Origin of the sequence: Pseudomonas sp. RGB, from assembly GCF_007713445.1 — a bacterium.
In the GTDB taxonomy this organism is placed as follows: domain Bacteria; phylum Pseudomonadota; class Gammaproteobacteria; order Pseudomonadales; family Pseudomonadaceae; genus Aquipseudomonas.
In genome coordinates this window covers 84,418-101,116 of the sequence record NZ_VMSH01000014.1, presented here as the reverse complement: position 1 = coordinate 101,116, position 16,699 = coordinate 84,418, and the positions used below count along the sequence as shown (strand labels likewise).

General features: G+C 58.9%; 14 protein-coding genes. 3 read left to right on the top strand and 11 right to left on the bottom strand.

Annotation, left to right across the window (positions count from 1 at the left end; all coding sequences use genetic code 11):
* Nucleotides 1-4: 4 nt before the first annotated feature.
* Together FPT15_RS24145 and FPT15_RS24140 are read right to left on the bottom strand one after the other, a co-directional pair.
* Complete coding sequence (locus tag FPT15_RS24145) at nt 5-901, bottom strand: glycine betaine ABC transporter substrate-binding protein (protein ID WP_145165257.1); 897 nt, start codon at nt 899-901, stop codon at nt 5-7.
* 20 nt (nt 902-921) lie between these two features.
* Nucleotides 922-1,638, bottom strand: coding sequence for an ABC transporter permease (locus FPT15_RS24140; protein ID WP_025856261.1), 717 nt, complete (start codon nt 1,636-1,638; stop codon nt 922-924).
* Between the two features lie 332 nt (nt 1,639-1,970).
* Here FPT15_RS24140 and FPT15_RS24135 point away from each other — a divergent pair, with 332 nt between their 5' ends.
* From FPT15_RS24135 to FPT15_RS24125, 3 genes are all read left to right on the top strand, one after another.
* A complete protein-coding gene (locus FPT15_RS24135) occupies nt 1,971-3,554 on the top strand; it encodes a peptide chain release factor 3 (protein ID WP_145165255.1) in 1,584 nt (527 codons plus the stop codon).
* Nucleotides 3,555-3,810: 256 nt separating this feature from the next.
* Nucleotides 3,811-4,068 carry a hypothetical protein gene (locus FPT15_RS24130; protein ID WP_145165253.1) on the top strand — a complete coding sequence of 86 codons (258 nt, stop codon included), beginning with the start codon at nt 3,811-3,813 and terminating at the stop codon, nt 4,066-4,068.
* A gap of 97 nt (nt 4,069-4,165) precedes the next feature.
* Nucleotides 4,166-4,426, top strand: a complete 261-nt coding sequence (locus FPT15_RS24125) for a hypothetical protein (protein ID WP_106578629.1) — start codon at nt 4,166-4,168, stop codon at nt 4,424-4,426.
* Nucleotides 4,427-4,511: 85 nt separating this feature from the next.
* On the opposite strand, the gene FPT15_RS24120 is transcribed toward FPT15_RS24125, so the two are convergent.
* The 9 genes from FPT15_RS24120 to FPT15_RS24080 form a co-directional block, all read right to left on the bottom strand.
* On the bottom strand, nt 4,512-5,648 hold the full coding sequence (locus tag FPT15_RS24120) for a hypothetical protein (RefSeq protein ID WP_145165251.1): 1,137 nt from the start codon (nt 5,646-5,648) through the stop codon (nt 4,512-4,514).
* Nucleotides 5,649-5,900: 252 nt separating this feature from the next.
* Nucleotides 5,901-6,872 (bottom strand): peptide ABC transporter ATP-binding protein, encoded by a 972-nt coding sequence (locus FPT15_RS24115; protein ID WP_106578631.1) that lies wholly within the window; start codon nt 6,870-6,872, stop codon nt 5,901-5,903.
* Nucleotides 6,872-7,840 carry an ABC transporter ATP-binding protein gene (locus FPT15_RS24110; RefSeq protein WP_145165249.1) on the bottom strand — a complete coding sequence of 323 codons (969 nt, stop codon included), beginning with the start codon at nt 7,838-7,840 and terminating at the stop codon, nt 6,872-6,874. The genes FPT15_RS24115 and FPT15_RS24110 overlap by 1 nt, the downstream gene beginning before the upstream one ends.
* A 10-nt stretch (nt 7,841-7,850) precedes the next feature.
* Entirely contained in the window at nt 7,851-8,762 is a 912-nt protein-coding gene (locus tag FPT15_RS24105) for an ABC transporter permease subunit (RefSeq protein ID WP_145165247.1), read from the bottom strand.
* A 10-nt stretch (nt 8,763-8,772) separates the two neighbouring features.
* Complete coding sequence (locus FPT15_RS24100; protein WP_010565541.1) at nt 8,773-9,783, bottom strand: ABC transporter permease subunit; 1,011 nt, start codon at nt 9,781-9,783, stop codon at nt 8,773-8,775.
* 76 nt (nt 9,784-9,859) lie between these two features.
* A complete protein-coding gene (locus FPT15_RS24095; protein WP_145165245.1) occupies nt 9,860-11,458 on the bottom strand; it encodes an ABC transporter substrate-binding protein in 1,599 nt (532 codons plus the stop codon).
* Between the two features lie 80 nt (nt 11,459-11,538).
* Entirely contained in the window at nt 11,539-12,933 is a 1,395-nt protein-coding gene (locus FPT15_RS24090; RefSeq protein WP_145165243.1) for an OprD family porin, read from the bottom strand.
* A 170-nt stretch (nt 12,934-13,103) separates the two neighbouring features.
* Entirely contained in the window at nt 13,104-14,648 is a 1,545-nt protein-coding gene (locus tag FPT15_RS24085; protein WP_370004724.1) for an ABC transporter substrate-binding protein, read from the bottom strand.
* Nucleotides 14,649-15,013: 365 nt separating this feature from the next.
* On the bottom strand, nt 15,014-16,642 hold the full coding sequence (locus FPT15_RS24080) for an ABC transporter substrate-binding protein (protein ID WP_106578637.1): 1,629 nt from the start codon (nt 16,640-16,642) through the stop codon (nt 15,014-15,016).
* Nucleotides 16,643-16,699: the final 57 nt, after the last annotated feature.

Below are 16,699 nucleotides of genomic sequence, written 5' to 3'. Positions count from 1 at the left end.
CCTCTTATTGGCTGATGGGATGTTGGCGCAGGAAATCTGCAGCCACGGCGGACGGGCTTTCATGGTCGACGTCGACCCGTGCGTTCAACTGGCGCATGGTGGCGTCGTCAAACAGCGCGGCCAGTGGTTTCAGGTCAGCGGCCAGTTCAGGGTGAGCGTTGAGATAATCCTGACGCACCACCGGCGCAGCGGTGTAGTCCGGGAAGTAGTGTTTGTCGTCTTCCAGCAGCTTCAATTTGAAGGCGTTCAGGCGACCGTCGGTGGTGTAGACCAACCCGGCAAACACCTGGCCATTACGCAGCGCGGTGTAGACCAGGCCGGCGTCCATCTGCCGGGTGTTTTTGCGCGTGAGGTTCATGTCATACAGCTTGACCATGCCGGCCATGCCGTCGGAACGGTTGGCGAACTCGGTGTCCAAGGCCACCAGGCGCGTGCCTTTGGTTTTCTCGGCCAGGGCTTGGGTCAGGTCGCTGATGCTGTTGATCTGCGGGAATTCCTTGGCCACGTTTTCCGGCAACGCCAATGCGTAGGTGTTGCTGAATTTCGACGGGGAGAGCCAGACCAGGCCTTTTTTCGCATCGAGTTCTTTAACTCGGGCGTAGGACTGTTCGCTGTCGAGCTTCTCGTCCACATGGTTGTAGGCCACCAGCGACACGCCGGTGTATTCCCAGATCAGGTCCAGTTGCCCGCTTTCCTGGGCACTGCGCGCCAGGTTGCTGCCCAGGCCGCCGGTCACGCGGGTGTCGTAACCCTTGGTGCGCAGGTACTGGGAGGTGATTTCGGCGAGCAGGGTCTGTTCGGTGAACACTCGGGCGCCGATGCGGATCACCGGTTTTTCAGCGGCTTGCGCAAAACCTGCGAACAGCAGGACGCAGCTCAATATCAATGTCAGTTTTTTCATGTGAATTCCTTTGCCAAGCCTTAAGACGGACGCAACCCGCGTTCCAGCCAGAGGCGGCTGGCCATGGTCACCAGACCGTCAAGCAGCAATGCCAGCAGCGCGGTGCACGCGGCGCCGAGCAGCAGTTGCGGCTGATTGTTCAGGGCGATGCCGGGGAAGATCAGGCTGCCCAGGCTGTTGGCACCAATCAGGAACGCCAGCGGTGCGGTGCCGACGTTGATCGCCAGGGCCACGCGCACACCGCCGATGATGATCGGCACGGCGTTGGGCAATTCCACGCGAAACAGCACCTGGCGCGGCGTCATGCCGATGCCGGTGGCGGCTTCTTTCAGTGAGCCTTGAACGTTTTTGAGGCCTTCGTAGGTGTTGCGCACAATGGGCAGCAACGAGGCGAGGAACAACGCGAAGATGGCCGGGCCACTGCCGATGCCGAGGACGCCGAGGGCGATGGCCAGTACGGCCAGGGGAGGGACGGTGTTGCCGATGTTGAAGATCTGCATGAAACGTTCTGCGCGCCCGACCATGTTCGGTCGGCTGAGCAGGATACCGGCGGGGATGCCTACAACGAGGGCAGCCAGCATGGAGACAAGAACGAGGATCAAGTGTGCTTGCAGGTAAAACAACAAATCGTCGCGGTACAGTTCGATCGTGTTGATGCCGATCCAGTGGACCAGCAGGGCCAGGAGAGCGACGACAACCGCTCCTCCTATCAGCCCTTTGCCATAGCGAATAGCCACAGGCGGACTCCTTTTTTTCTTTTGTCGGCGAACACATTTCCGAGCGGCAATGCCATTCCTGGCTGTCGGCGAATGAGTTCGCGAAAAGCAGCTCGCCGATACCGGCAACGCGGTATGCGATCAAGCCATGAGCGCAGCCTCGTCAGGCTAACTTGCTGATTTTTCAGCCCCTGGTACGAGTGCGGTAGCAGGGGAGTGGACGTCTCTACCTTTTAAAAGGTTCCACACTTGGCAGCATTTAGCCACCCCCAATCGGGTGAACGGTGGTCTGGCTCCCTGGGTTTGCGCTATACTCGCCGCCCTTTTTTGACTCACCTGCCAGGCGATTTCCCATGACCCACCAGGCCGCCGAAGTCGCGAAACGCCGCACTTTCGCCATTATTTCCCACCCCGATGCCGGTAAAACCACCATCACCGAGAAGCTCCTGCTGATGGGCAAGGCAATCGCAGTGGCCGGCACGGTGAAATCCCGCAAATCCGACCGCCATGCCACCTCCGACTGGATGGAAATGGAAAAACAACGGGGTATTTCCATTACCACGTCGGTCATGCAGTTCCCGTATCGCGACCACATGGTCAATCTGCTCGACACCCCGGGCCACGAAGACTTCTCCGAAGACACCTACCGCACCCTGACCGCGGTGGACTCGGCCTTGATGGTCCTCGACGGCGGTAAGGGCGTTGAGCCACGTACCATTGCGCTGATGGACGTGTGCCGCCTGCGTGACACGCCAATCGTCAGCTTCATCAACAAACTCGACCGCGATATTCGCGACCCGATCGAGTTGCTCGATGAAATCGAAGCGGTCCTGAAGATCAAGGCTGCGCCGATCACCTGGCCGATTGGTTGCTACCGCGACTTCAAGGGCGTGTACCACCTGGCCGACGACTACATCATCGTTTACACCGCTGGCCACGGCCACGAGCGCACCGATGTGAAAATCATCGAAAAGCTCGACTCCGACGAAGCCCGCGCCCACCTGGGTGACGAGTACGACCGCTTTGTTGATCAACTGGAGCTGGTGCAGGGCGCCTGCCATGAGTTCAACCAGCAGGAATTCCTCGACGGCCAGCTGACCCCGGTGTTCTTCGGTACTGCGTTGGGCAACTTCGGTGTCGACCACGTACTCGACGCCGTCGTGAACTGGGCGCCGAAGCCTCTGGCCCGGGTTGCCAATGAGCGCACCGTGGAACCGGTCGAAGAGAAATTCACCGGCTTTGTGTTCAAGATCCAGGCGAACATGGACCCCAAGCACCGCGACCGTATCGCCTTCATGCGTATCTGCTCCGGCAAATACGAAAAAGGCATGAAGATGCGCCACGTGCGCACCGGCAAGGACCTGCGCATCGGCGATGCCCTGACGTTCTTCTCCTCCGAGCGTGAACAGCTCGAAGAAGCCTACGCCGGCGACATCATCGGCTTGCACAACCACGGCACCATCCAGATCGGTGACACCTTCACCGAAGGCGAAGTGCTGGGTTTCACCGGTATCCCGCACTTCGCCCCGGAACTGTTCCGCCGCGTACGCCTGCGCGACCCGCTCAAATCCAAGCAACTGCGCCAGGGCCTGCAGCAATTGGCGGAAGAGGGCGCCACCCAGGTGTTCTTCCCCGAGCGCAGCAACGACATCATCCTCGGCGCCGTCGGCGTGCTGCAGTTCGATGTGGTCGCCAGCCGCCTGAAAGAGGAATACAAGGTCGAGTGCTCCTACGAGCCAATCACCGTGTACTCCGCGCGCTGGATCGATTGCAGCGATAAGAAGAAGCTGGAAGAGTTCTCCAACAAAGCCGTGGAAAACCTGGCAGTGGACGGCGGTGGTCACCTGACCTACCTGGCCCCGACCCGCGTGAACCTGGCATTGATGGAAGAGCGCTGGCCGGATGTGAAATTCCGTGCGACGCGTGAGCATCATTAAGGTCTGAGCGGTACAAAAAGGGCGAAGCTGTCATGGCTTCGCCCTTTTTTGTGGGCGCGCCGGCGGCTCAATGTGGGAGCCGGCTTGCCTGCGATGGCGGCCTGTCAGTAACCCTATGAGTGGCTGACCCACCGCTATCGCAGGCAAGCCAGCTCCCACATTTGATCCTCATCTGTCAGCGGCATTGGCGAGAAGTCCGCATCCGGTCTAGCGTTTCAACTACTTCACCCAATCAGCGACGGATCAGGAGGCGACCTTGCGTATAACTCAACGCGCCATTCATGTGGTGCTGCTGGGGGCCTTGGGGCTGTCCACTGCTTTGGCTCACACCGCGGCGCTGGCGGATGCCGGAACCCCCCAGTGGAAGGACACCGGCCCTGTCAGCAAAAAAAAGCAAAAGGAGGTCAACTCCGGCAGTTGGCAACCCCAAGCCCAACCCGCGCCGAAGGAAGATGCAGAAAACCCTTATAACGAAGGCGAGGACAGCGACACCTACGACGATGGCGACACCTGAAGCCTGGCGCAAACCCGGCATTGGGACTAGCTTCTAACCTGGCGACAGTAAAACGCTGTCGTGCAGGATTCATCTACTGACTGGACGGAAATCGACCATGAGTATTTTTCAACGTGTAGTGCTGTTGATAAAAGTGCTGGTGCTGTTGTCGTTGGGGATGTCGACGGCCTGGGCGCATAACCCGGTGCAAGGCAGTCAGACGGGCTTTTCGGCGGTGCAGACAGCGCAGGGCAAGGGACTGCAGCTGGCCAAGTCGGAAGCCGAACCAGGCGATGAGGACCAAGGCGGTTCCAAGGATGATGACGACCAGCAAGCCCCGGATGACGATGATAGCGATCAAGGTGACAGCGATACCTGATTCGGCCTGAAGCACGGCCCCTCCCGTCAGGTATGCACCGCCTGACGGGAGGGCTGTAAACGCTTAACCCGTTCCCTTATAAGAATCACGCGATATCTTTGAAATAGTCGCTGTCCACTATCTTGTCTATTGAAAGTCCCTGTCCTGGCAGGTAATCGGTGCCGCTCGCGGCGGTGAATTTAATATCGCTGCTGCCCTTGGTAATGCTGCGCTCACCTGCAGTGGACGTGCGGGTGGTGTAAACCGTATTACGCATCGCCACGTACCCGCTCAAATCATTATTCATCTTTGTAAGACGGTCATTTATCTGGCCGGGCGTGAGGTTGAGTTTCTTTTCCAGGCGCACACCCCATCGCGTCAGGCAAGTTTCTGCAAAGTGGCGAACAATCTCGCCGGGTTCGGCATACACCTTGGCACCTTGGTTTCCATCGGGGGCAGCATTACCCACCAAGGTCGCGTGGCGCCCGGGCATTGGATAGATATGAACATGGGTACTTTTATCAAAGGTGGGCACAACACATGCGAAGCCGGAAGATCGCTCGTCCCTGGCGTAAAAACCGACGTACTCTTTAACGTTGCTGCCGAGCGTTACTCGACTGCTCTGGAAGTTCAAGAGTCCCGGAACGGGGTCGACAGCGAAGATATTGACCGGCACATTCTTCAAGACGCTGTCGTTGAGCATGGCGTTGGCCAGCATGTGGCAGCTGATCCCGCCGCGGCTCCAGCCGACCAGGTTGACGCGCGTGGGAATGATGCCGTCCTTTCGGAAGGTCTTGATGATCTGCTCTTGCAACTGCTGCTGCGTTACTTTGCGCGTACCGTAATCGTAAGTGCGCCAATACCAACTGCCGGTGACTTTGACGTCTTCAATCGGAATGCCGGCTTTTTGCAGTTGGGTGTAGTTTTCCTCCGTCAGTTTTTCGCGCTGCCAGGTAAACGTGCCCTTCATGATGTTAACCGCGTGAGCCACGTTTTCTTCCCAGCCGGAGCCCAGGGCGGTGCCCTTTAACTGAAGATAATTGCCAGACTCGGAGAACATCTCATCGGCCTGCAAGTTGCCGCTGCCGGGGCCGTCGATAACAATCCATTCGGCAAACTCCTTACTGACGCTTTGAGTGTTTTGCGCCAGCGTGGAAATCAACTCACCGTTCCAATAACTTGCGTGAGTATCGTCAAACTTGGTTGAGCCAGTGCCGCAGAAAAAAACAGTGAAAGTTGTCATGAGCGATTACCCGTCCATTGGATAAAGGGGTGAACTCATAACAATGCAAAAGGCCGTGGCTGGCTACTGTGAGAACTGACAGGCAGTTAGATTGGTTTCGAATACTGAAAGGGATTTGGTCATCAAAAGCGGGTGGTGCGAGCCAAAAAAAAGCCCCTCCCAACAGGCTGATGCGCAACCTGATGGGAAGGGCTTGTAGAACACCTGTCATGCCCTGGCGCTATCGCCAGGGCATTTTTGTTGCCAGCAGGCTCAGGCCACGAACTGCTCCGCGTAGTGGCAAGCCACCTGGCGGTTGTCCAGCGGCCGCAACAACGGCTCCTCGCTGCTGCAACGCGCTGTCGCATACGGGCAGCGCTTGTGGAACGCGCAGCCCGATGGCGGGTTCAGCGGGTTGGGCAGTTCGCCGACGATCTTGATCTTCGGCTTGTTCGGGTCTGGGTGGATGGTCGGGGTGGCCGACAGCAGCGCCTGGGTGTACGGGTGCAGCGGGCGGGCGTAGATGTCTTCCTTGGGGCCCACTTCCACCGGGCGGCCGAGGTACATCACCATCACGTCGTCGGCAACGTGTTGCACCACTGCCAAGTTGTGGGAAATGAACACGTAGGCGGTGTTGAATTCCTGCTGCAGGTCCATGAACAGGTTGAGCACCTGGGCCTGGATCGACACGTCGAGTGCCGAGGTCGGTTCATCGGCCACCAGCACTTTGGGTTGCAGCATCATCGCGCGGGCCAGTGCAATACGCTGGCGCTGGCCACCGGAAAACATGTGCGGGTAGCGCTGATAATGCTCAGGGCGCAGGCCCACTTGCTTCATCATCGCCTGCACTTTCTCGCGGCGCTCGGCGGCGGAGAGGTTGGTGTTGATCAACAGCGGCTCGCCGAGTTGATCACCGACCTTCTGGCGTGGGTTCAGCGAGGCATACGGGCTCTGGAACACCATCTGCACGTCTTTGCGCAGTTGCTTGCGCTGGGCCTTGTCGGCACCGGCGACTTCCTGGCCGGCGATTTTCAAGGAGCCCGACGACGGCTCTTCAATCAGCGTCAGCGCGCGGGCCAGGGTGGATTTGCCGCAACCCGACTCACCCACTACGGCGAGGGTCTTGCCGGCTTCCAGTTCAAACGACACACCATTAAGCGCGCGTACCAGCGCGTGGCCCTTGAACAGGCCACGGGAGACTTCGTAGTGACGGGTCAGGTCGCGGGCGGTAAGAACGACGGCCATTACGCCACCTCCTGGTTCAAGGGGTAGAAGCAACGCGCGAGGCTGTTGGTTTTCGGGTCAAGGCCAGGCCGCTGGGCACGGCAGGATTCCTGCACATACGGGCAGCGTGGCGACAGCAGGCAACCCTGCGGGCGGTCATAACGACCGGGAACAATACCCGGCAGCGTGGCCAGGCGCGTGGCGCCCAGGCTGTGCTCGGGGATCGCCTTGAGCAGCGCTTCGCTGTACGGGTGCGCCGGGATGTCGAACAATTGCGGCACCTGGCCGACTTCCACGGCTTGGCCGGCGTACATCACGCACACGCGCTGGGCGGTTTCGGCCACCACGGCCAGGTCGTGGGTGATCAGCACCAGGCCCATGTTCTGCTCTTTCTGCAGGGCCAGCAGCAGCTCCATGATCTGCGCCTGAATGGTTACGTCCAAGGCCGTGGTCGGCTCATCCGCGATCAGCAGTTTCGGCTCGCCGGCAATCGCCATGGCGATTGCGACACGCTGGCTCATACCGCCGGACAGTTGGTGCGGGTAGGCATCCATACGGCTGGCGGCACCCGGGATTTCCACTTTTTCGAGCAGTTCGATCGCACGTTTGCGCGCTTGCTTGCCGGACATTTTCAGGTGCAGGCGCAGCACTTCTTCGATCTGGAAACCCACGGTGTAGCTGGGGTTCAGCGCGGTCATCGGGTCCTGGAACACCATCGCCAGGTCTTTGCCGACGATTTGGCGGCGCTGACGGTTGCTCAGCTTGAGCATGTCCTTGCCATCGAAGTTCAGGGCGTCGGCGGTGACGATGCCGGGGTGCTCGATCAGGCCCATCAGCGCCATCATGGTCACGGATTTACCCGAGCCCGACTCGCCAACAATCGCCAGTACTTCGCCTTTGTCGACGGAAATGTCGAGGCCATCGACCACCGGCACGGCGGTCGCGTCGCCGAAGCGTACGTTGAGATTCTTGATTTCTAACAGTGACATGGGAATCTCCTCAGGCGGCGTTCTTGAGTTTCGGGTCCAGCGCATCGCGCAGGCCGTCACCCATCAAGTTGATTGCCAGCACGCTGAGCAAAATGGTCAAGCCCGGCAAGCTCACGACCCACCAGGCACGTTCGATGTAGTCACGGGCCGAAGCCAGCATGGTGCCCCACTCAGGGGTTGGCGGTTGTACGCCAAGGCCAAGGAAGCCCAGGGCCGCGGCATCGAGAATCGCCGAAGAGAAGCTCAAGGTGGCCTGTACGATCAGCGGCGCCATGCAGTTGGGCAGCACGGTGATGAACATCAGGCGTGGCAGGCCGGCGCCGGCGAGGCGGGCGGCCGTCACGTAGTCGCGGTTCAGTTCGCCCATCACCGCAGCACGGGTCAGACGCACATAAGAGGGCAGCGACACGATCGCAATGGCGATCACGGTGTTGATCAGGCCAGGGCCGAGGATCGCGACAATGGCCACCGCCAGCAGCAGCGACGGCAGGGCCAGCATGATGTCCATCAAGCGCATGATGGTTGGGCCAAGCAGGCGTGGGAAGAACCCGGCGAACAGACCCAGCAGGATGCCCGGGATCAGCGACATCACGACCGACGACAAGCCGATCAGCAAGGACAGGCGCGAACCCTGGATCAGGCGCGAGAGCAGGTCACGGCCCAGTTCGTCGGTGCCGAGCAGGAACTGCATCTGCCCGCCTTCCAGCCAGGCTGGAGGGGTGAGCAGGAAGTCACGGTATTGCTCGCTCGGGTTATGCGGCGCAACCCAAGGGGCGAAGATCGCGCAAAACACCACCAGCAACATGAACAGCAGGCCGGCGACGGCGCCTTTGTTCTTGGAAAAGGCTTGCCAGAATTCTTTGTACGGGGACGGGTACAGCAGGCTTTGATCGACTGCTACCGCGGAAGTAGGTGTGGTCATGGTCATGATCTCAGCGCTGGTGACGGATGCGTGGGTTGGCGAAGCCGTAGAGGATATCCACCACGAAGTTCACCAGAATCACCAGGCAGGCGATTAACAGGATGCCGTTTTGCACCACGGGATAGTCCCGTGCGCCAATGGCTTCGATCAGCCATTTGCCGATGCCGGGCCACGAGAAGATGGTTTCGGTCAGAACCGCACCGGCCAGCAGAGTGCCCACTTGCAGGCCGACCACGGTGAGTACCGGGATCAGCGCGTTACGCAGGCCGTGGACGAATACCACGCGCGCCGGCGACAGGCCTTTGGCCTTGGCGGTACGGATGTAGTCTTCGCGCAGGACTTCGAGCATCGACGAACGGGTCATCCGCGCGATAACCGCCAGCGGGATGGTGCCGAGCACGATGGCCGGCAGGATCAAGTGGTGCAGGGCGTCGAAGAACGCGTCCGGCTCGTCAGCCAGCAGCGTGTCGATCAGCATGAAGCCGGTGCGCGGCTCGATGTCGTAGAGCAGGTCGATACGCCCGGAAACCGGGGTCCAGCCCAGGCTTACCGAGAAGAACATGATCAGGATCAGGCCCCACCAGAAGATCGGCATCGAATATCCCGCCAGGGAGATGCCCATCACCCCATGGTCGAACAGGGATCCTCGTTTCAGGGCCGCGATCACCCCGGCCAACAGGCCCAGGATACCGGCGAACAACAGGGCGGCCATGGACAGTTCCAGGGTCGCAGGGAAGAGGGCGGTGAATTCGGTCCACACGCTGGTGCGCGTGCGCAGGGACTCACCGAGGTCGCCGTGGGCGAGTTTGCCTACGTAGTCCAGGTATTGCGCGTACAGCGGCTTGTTAAGGCCGAGGCGTTCCATTGCCTGTGCGTGCATCTCGGGGTCGACTCGTCGTTCGCCCATCATGACTTCGACAGGGTCGCCGGGGATCATGCGAATCAACGCAAACGTCAGCAACGTGATGCCGAAAAACGTGGGGATCAATAACCCCAATCGGCGGGCAATAAAACTAAACATCTTGTTGTGTACCTCAATCAGCCGGTTAGGCAGGTTCGGCACCGTCAATGGCGACGGTGCCGAGCGTCTTCTCTTATTACTTCACCTGGGTGGTGGCGAAGTTATTGGTCGTCAGAGGGCTTTGGGTATAACCCTCGACGTTTTTGCGCATGGCGGTGAACATTTTCGGGTAAGCCATGGGAATCCATGGTTGGTCCTTCTCGAAAACGTCCAGTGCTTGTTCATAGAGTGCAGCGCGCTGGGCCGGTTCAGCGATAGCGCGTGCCTTGTCGATCAAGTCTTGAAACTCTTTGTTACACCAGCGGGCGTAGTTTTCGCCGTTTTTGGCTGCATCGCAACTCAGGTTTGGTGTGAGGAAGTTATCCGGGTCCCCGTTATCCCCCGCCCAACCGGCGGACACCATGTCGTGCTCACCGTTTTTGGCACGCTTGAGCATTTCGCCCCATTCCATGACCTTGATGTTCACTTTCAAGCCGATCTGCGCCAGATCCGCCTGCATGCGCTGGGCGCCGAGCATCGGGTTGGGATTGGTCGGGCCGCCGCCGTTACGGGTGAACAGGGTGAACTCGGTGCCTTCCGGTACGCCGGCTTCCTTGAGCAGGGCGCGGGCCTTGTCCAGGTCACGCGGTGGGTTTTTCAGCTTGTCGCTAAAGCCCAGCAGGGTTGGCGGGTACGGGCCGGTGGCGTCGATTGCGTTGCCTTTGCCGTACAGGGACTCGTTGTAGCCTTTTTTGTCGAACGCGATGTTGATCGCGTGGCGCACGCGCGCGTCGCTCATGTACTTGTGGGTGGTGTTCAAGGCGGTGTAGCTGGTGGTCATCGCCGCCAGTTCCGCGACTTTCAGGTTGGGATCAGCCTTGGCGCTCGGCACATCATCGGGCTTGGGATACAGCGCGATCTGGCATTCGTTGGCCTTGAGCTTTTGCAGGCGCACGTTGCTGTCGGTAGTGATGGCCAGGATCAACGGGTCAGCCGGCGGCTTGCCACGGAAGTAGTCCGGGTTGGCCTTGAAGCGCACTTGGGCGTCTTTGGCGTAACGGTTGAAGATGAACGGGCCGGTGCCGATGGGCTTGGCGTTCAGGTCATCGGTCTTGCCGGACTTGAGCAACTGGTCGGCGTATTCGGCGGAGTGAATCGAGGAAAACGCCATGGCCAGGTCGGACAGGAACGGTGCTTCAGGACGGGTCAGGGTGAAGACCACGGTGTGGTCGTCGGTCTTCTCTACGCTCTTGAGCAGTTCCTTGAAACCCATGCTCTCAAAGTACGGGTAGCCCACGTTGGACTTGTTGTGCCACGGGTGATTCGGGTCCAGCTGGCGCTGGAAGCTCCAAAGCACGTCGTCGGCATTCATGTTGCGCGTGGGTTTGAAGTAATCGGTGGTGTGGAACTTGATGTCGTCACGCAGGTGGAACGTGTAGGTCAGGCCATCGGCGCTGATTTCCGGCAAGTCTTTGGCCAGGGCAGGCACGACTTCGGTGGTGCCGGGCTTGAAGTCCACCAGGCGGTTGAACATGGTTTCTGCCGCGGCGTCAGCGGTGACGGCGGTGGTGTACAGGACCGGGTCAAAACCTTCCGGGCTGGCTTCGGTGCAGACCACCAACGGTTTGGCCGAAACGCCGATCGCAACGCTCAATAGCGCAGCGGCAATGGCAGCTTGTAACGGGAGCATTTTCATTCAGAGCCCTCTGCAATCGAGTGAACCAGACAAGCGTAGACGGCGGGCTCGTCCTGAGCCCGCCGTCTACCTGGCGCTAATTAAAGAATGTTGAACGGGATGGTGGTGACCAGGCGGAACTCACGCAGGTTGCCGTCAGCCTGGTTGGCGCTGGCACGGTGAGTCACGTAGGTACCACGAATGGTGGTGGCCTTGAGTGCGCCGCTTTGAATCGCGTAGGAAGTACCCACGCCGTATTCCTGGTGTTTCTCGCCGTCCTGGGTCTGGATACCGTTGTAAGCAAAGCCGGCACGGCCGCCGTCGCCGGTGTAGTGAGTGCCGTCGATGCCCCAGCCGCGAGCCGAGTAGATGTTGAACTTCAGGCCTGGCACGCCGTATTCGGCCATGTTGATGCCGTAAGCGATCTGGAACGATTTCTCGTTCGGACCGTTGAAGTCGGACGTCAGGGAGTTGGCCAGGTAGATGCCGTTGGTTTCGTGCAGGTAGTCGAAGTACTCGTTACCGTTCACTTCCTGGTACGAGAAGGTCAGGCTGTGAGCCTGGTGAGTCAGGCCGAGCGACAGCGAGTAAGTGTCGTTGTCGATCTTGCCCATCAACTTTTTGCCTTCGTCGACGGTTTTGTAGTAGTTCAGGCCGGTGGTCAGGCTCAGTTGCTGGCTGTCACCCAGTTCATGGGTTGCGCCGAAGTAGTACTGGTTCCAGAAGTCTTTGACTTGAGCGCCGAAGAAGCTGGTTTTCAGGCTCTTGAACGGCTGGTAGTTCACGCCCGCGGTGTAGACGTGATCCGCTTCCTGGCCATTGCCGTATTCGCTGCGGAATTTCGACAGGCTCTGTTCGGTACGTGGCGACACGCGGTCGAAGTAAGCGCCCTGGAACGACAGGTTGCTGAACTCTTCGCTGTTGAGGGCAAAACCTTCAAAGCTCGACGGCAGTGCACGGTTGCCGATGGTGTCGACGATGCCGCTGCTGAAGTTCTGGCGACCGGCGGTCAAGGTGGTGTTGGACACACGGAACTTGACGTTGGCCAGGCCCAGTTTGCTCCACTGGCCTACTGCGTCGCCGTCGGAGTCGGCCAGGGTACGGTTGGAACCGCCCTTGATGTCACGCTTGCTCTGGTCGAGCGCGATGACGTTGTAACCCGCTACTTCGGTTGCTACCCCAACAGTGCCTTGGGTGAAGCCCGAGGAGTAGTTAAGGATGGTGCCTTGCAGCCAGTTGGTACGGTAGGCGTCGGTGCGAGCCTCGCCGTGCTTCTGGTAAGTGAACTTGCTACCACGGAAACGCTGCTCGTTGGAAAACCAGTTACGGGTGGTACCGCCCAGGCTTTGACCGTCGATAAAGCCTTTGGCCTCGCTTTGGGCGCTGGTGCCGGCCAATGTGGTAGGGACGAAGTCCTGGCTTTGGGTTTCAGCGAAGGCGGTTGCCGTGATGCTGCTGATGGCCAGGGCCAGAAGCGCTTTGCTGCTCAGTTTCATGGGTGAAGCTCCTTTGGTTCTCTTTTTAATGCCGGTCTTTTTAGGTGAACCGGCTATTGGGTGTGTAACTCGTTCAAGCCTTTGCAAACGTTTGCTGTAGGAAATTTCGCAACAAAAGGCTGCACGTTTGCCAGGGAGCCAACGTCGCTCCCTGCAATCCGGTTATTTTTTTATGGGTTGATACTGACGCCCGAGAACACGTTGCGGCCGAAGGGGCTGACTTTGAAACCTTCGACTTTGGCGCTTAACGGCTGGTTGACCGTGGAGTGGGCGACGGGCGTGATCGGCACCTGTGCTTTAAGCAGTTGCTGCGCCTGTTTGTACAGAACAGTCCTTTGTTCGCGGTCGGTGACGACCTTGGCTTGCTTGATCAGCTTGTCGTACGCCGGGTCACACCACATGGAGTAGTTGTTCCCGCCGATGGCGTCGCAGCTGTAAAGAGTGCCCAGCCAGTTGTCCGGGTCACCGTTGTCGCCGGTCCAGCCGATCAGGCTGACGTCGTGCTCACCGTTCTTGGTGCGCTTGATGTACTCGCCCCATTCGTAGCTGACGATCTTGACCTTGAGGCCGATCTTGGCCCAATCGCTTTGCAGCATCTCGGCCATCAGCTTGGCATTGGGGTTGTACGGACGTTGCACCGGCATCGCCCACAGGGTGATCTCGGTGCCTTCCTTGACGCCGGCGGCCTTGAGCAATTCCTTGGCTTTTTCCGGGTTGTAGGCAGCGTCCTTGATGGTGTCGTCGTAGGACCACTGGGTCGGCGGCATGGCGTTGACCGCCAGTTGGCCGGCGCCCTGGTACACGGCGTTGAGGATGCTTTGCTTGTTCACCGCCATGTCCAGCGCCTGACGCACTTCGAGCTGGTCGAAGGGTTTGTGGCGCACGTTGTAGGCGATGTAACCAAGGTTGAAGCCGGGTTTGGTCAGCAGTTGCAGGTTCGGGTCGGCCTTGAGGGCGTCGACGTCGGCCGGGCGCGGGTGCAGCGTGATCTGGCATTCGCCGGCCTTGAGCTTCTGTACCCGCACCGACGCATCGGTGTTGATGGCGAAGATCAGTTGGTCCAGCTTGACCCGGCTTGGGTCCCAGTACTGTTTGTTAGCCACGTAACGGATCTGCGAGTCTTTCTGATAACGCTGGAACACAAACGGGCCAGTGCCGATCGGCTTCTGGTTGATGTCGCTGGGCTTGCCTTCCTTGAGCAACTGCTCGGCGTACTCGGCCGACAGAATCGAGGCAAAGCTCATGGCGATGTTTTGAACGAACGCGGCGTCAACCGTATTCAAGGTCATCACCACGGTGTGCGGGTCGGTTTTCTCGACCTTGGCAATGTTCTTGTTCAGGCTCATCCCGTTGAAGTATGGAAACTCGGTGGGGTAGGCCTTGCGAAACGGGTGGTCGGGGTCAAGCATGCGGTTGAAGGTGAACAGCACGTCGTCGGCGTTGAAGTCGCGCGTCGGCTTGAATTCCTTGTTGCTGTGGAATTTCACCCCTTCACGCAAATGAAAGGTGTAGGTCAGGCCGTCTTCGGAAATATCCCACTTGGTTGCCAACCCAGGTACCACATTGGTCGCGCCTTTTTCGAACTCAACCAAGCGGTTGTACAGCGGCTCGGCCGCATCGTTGTCGGTGGCGGTGGTGTACTGCGCGGTGTCAAACCCGGCCGGGCTGCCTTCAGAGCAGAACACCAGGCTCTTCTTGTCGGCGGCTTGGCCCATCGTGGCCACAGCCAGCAGGCTGGTGCCAAAAATTGCGGATAGAACAGTGGTATGGCGCATGACGATCCCGATCCTTGTTTGTAGTTGTCATCAGCGAGCAATCACCCAGGCTCGAAGCCTGGGAGACATCACTGATCCCACACACGGCAGGTGCCTTTCCGATATTGGTGCCTCTGCTGTCGTACGACGGTATGGGCCGTGGACTTCGCAGTAAATGCGCCAAAACGGATTGACCTTGTAGGCAACAGACGCACCTATCGCAGTTCGTTGCCGTAGGACGGTAACGGTCGCAAAGGTGGTCTGATTCCTACGGTCCAGGCGGATGCAATAACGGCGACGTTATGAAACGTCGCCGTTATTAATCCTTACTTGCCGCTTACGCTTACGCCGTAGAAAGAGTTCAAGCCAAACGGGCTGATCTTGAAGTCCTGCACGGTGTTGCGCATGGGTTGATACACCGTCGAGTGCGCGATAGGTGTGTAAGGCAATTCATGTTTCAGGAGTTGTTGCGCCTGCTTGTACAGTTCGGTGCGCTTGGCCACATCAGTGGTCGACTTGGCCTGACTGATCAGGTCGTCGTACTGCTTGTTGGTGAACTTGGAGAAGTTGTTACCGTTCAAGGCCGAGGAGGCAAAGAGGGTACCCAACCAGTTGTCCGGGTCACCATTGTCACCGCTCCAGCCGATGATCATCGCCTGGTTCTCGCCGCCTTTGGAGCGCTTGATGTACTCGCCCCATTCGTAGCTGACGATGTTGACCTTCAGGCCGATCTGTTTCCAGTCGCTCTGCAGCATCTCAGCCATCAGCTTGGCGTTCGGGTTGTACGGACGCTGAACCGGCATGGCCCACAAGGTGATCTCGGTGCCTTCCTTGATACCGGCTTCCTTGAGCAGTTCCTTGGCTTTGGCCGGGTCGTACTTGGCGTCTTTGATGGTGGTGTCATACGACCATTGGGTCGGCGGCATGGCGTTGACGGCCAGTTGGCCTGCGCCCTGATACACGGAGTCGATGATCTGCTGTTTGTTGACCGACATGTCCAGCGCCTGGCGAACCCGCAGGTCTGCCAATGGGTTCGGCGTGGTCTGGCCCTTGAGCACAGGCATGACGTTGTAAGCGATATAACCCAGGTTGAAGCCCGCCTGGTGCGGCATCTTCATGTCCTTGTCCGCTTCCAGTGGCTTGATGTCCGCTGGGCGAGGATAGGCCGTGATCTGGCACTCGTTCTTCTTGAGTTTTTGAATGCGTACCGAGGCGTCAGTGGAGATCGAGAAGATCAGGTTATCAACCTTGACGTCTTCAGGCTTCCAGTAGTCCTTGTTGCCGGTAAAGCGGATGTTGGAGTCTTTCTGGTAGCTCTTGAAGACGAACGGCCCGGTGCCGATTGGCTTCTGGTTGATGTCGCTGGCTTTGCCTTCCTTCAACAGCTGGGCAGCGTATTCGGCCGACTGGATCGACGCGAAACTCATTGCCAGGTTCTGGATGAACGCTGCGTCCACGGTGCCAAGGGTGAACTTGACGGTATGGTCATCAACTTTTTCGATGTTCTTGATGTTCTTGTCCATCTCCATGTCCGAGAAGTACGGGAACTCGGTTGGATAGGCTTTGCGGAACGGGTCGTCCTTGTTGATCATGCGATTGAACGTGAACAGCACGTCATCGGCATTGAATTCACGAGTCGGCTTGAAATACGGGGTGGTGTGGAACTTGACGCCTTCACGAAGGTGGAAGGTATACGTCAGGCCATCCGGGGAAACGTCCCAACTGGTGGCCAGGCCTGGAACAACGGCGGTGCCGCCACGTTCAAATTGGCTCAGGCGGTTGAACACGGTTTCGGCCGAGGCATCGAAGTCTGTTCCGGTGGTGTACTGGCCTGGGTCAAAACCGGCCGGGCTCCCTTCGGAGCAGAACACCAGGTTAGTCGCCGCTTGGGCGAAAGGGGCTGCGGCCATAAGGCCAGCGCTAACTAAAAGCGGAAGGACTGCGTGTTTAAGCATGTTGGCCTCATGATTTGTTGTCATTTTTGGTGTTGAGGGCGACCTCGTGAGTCGGCC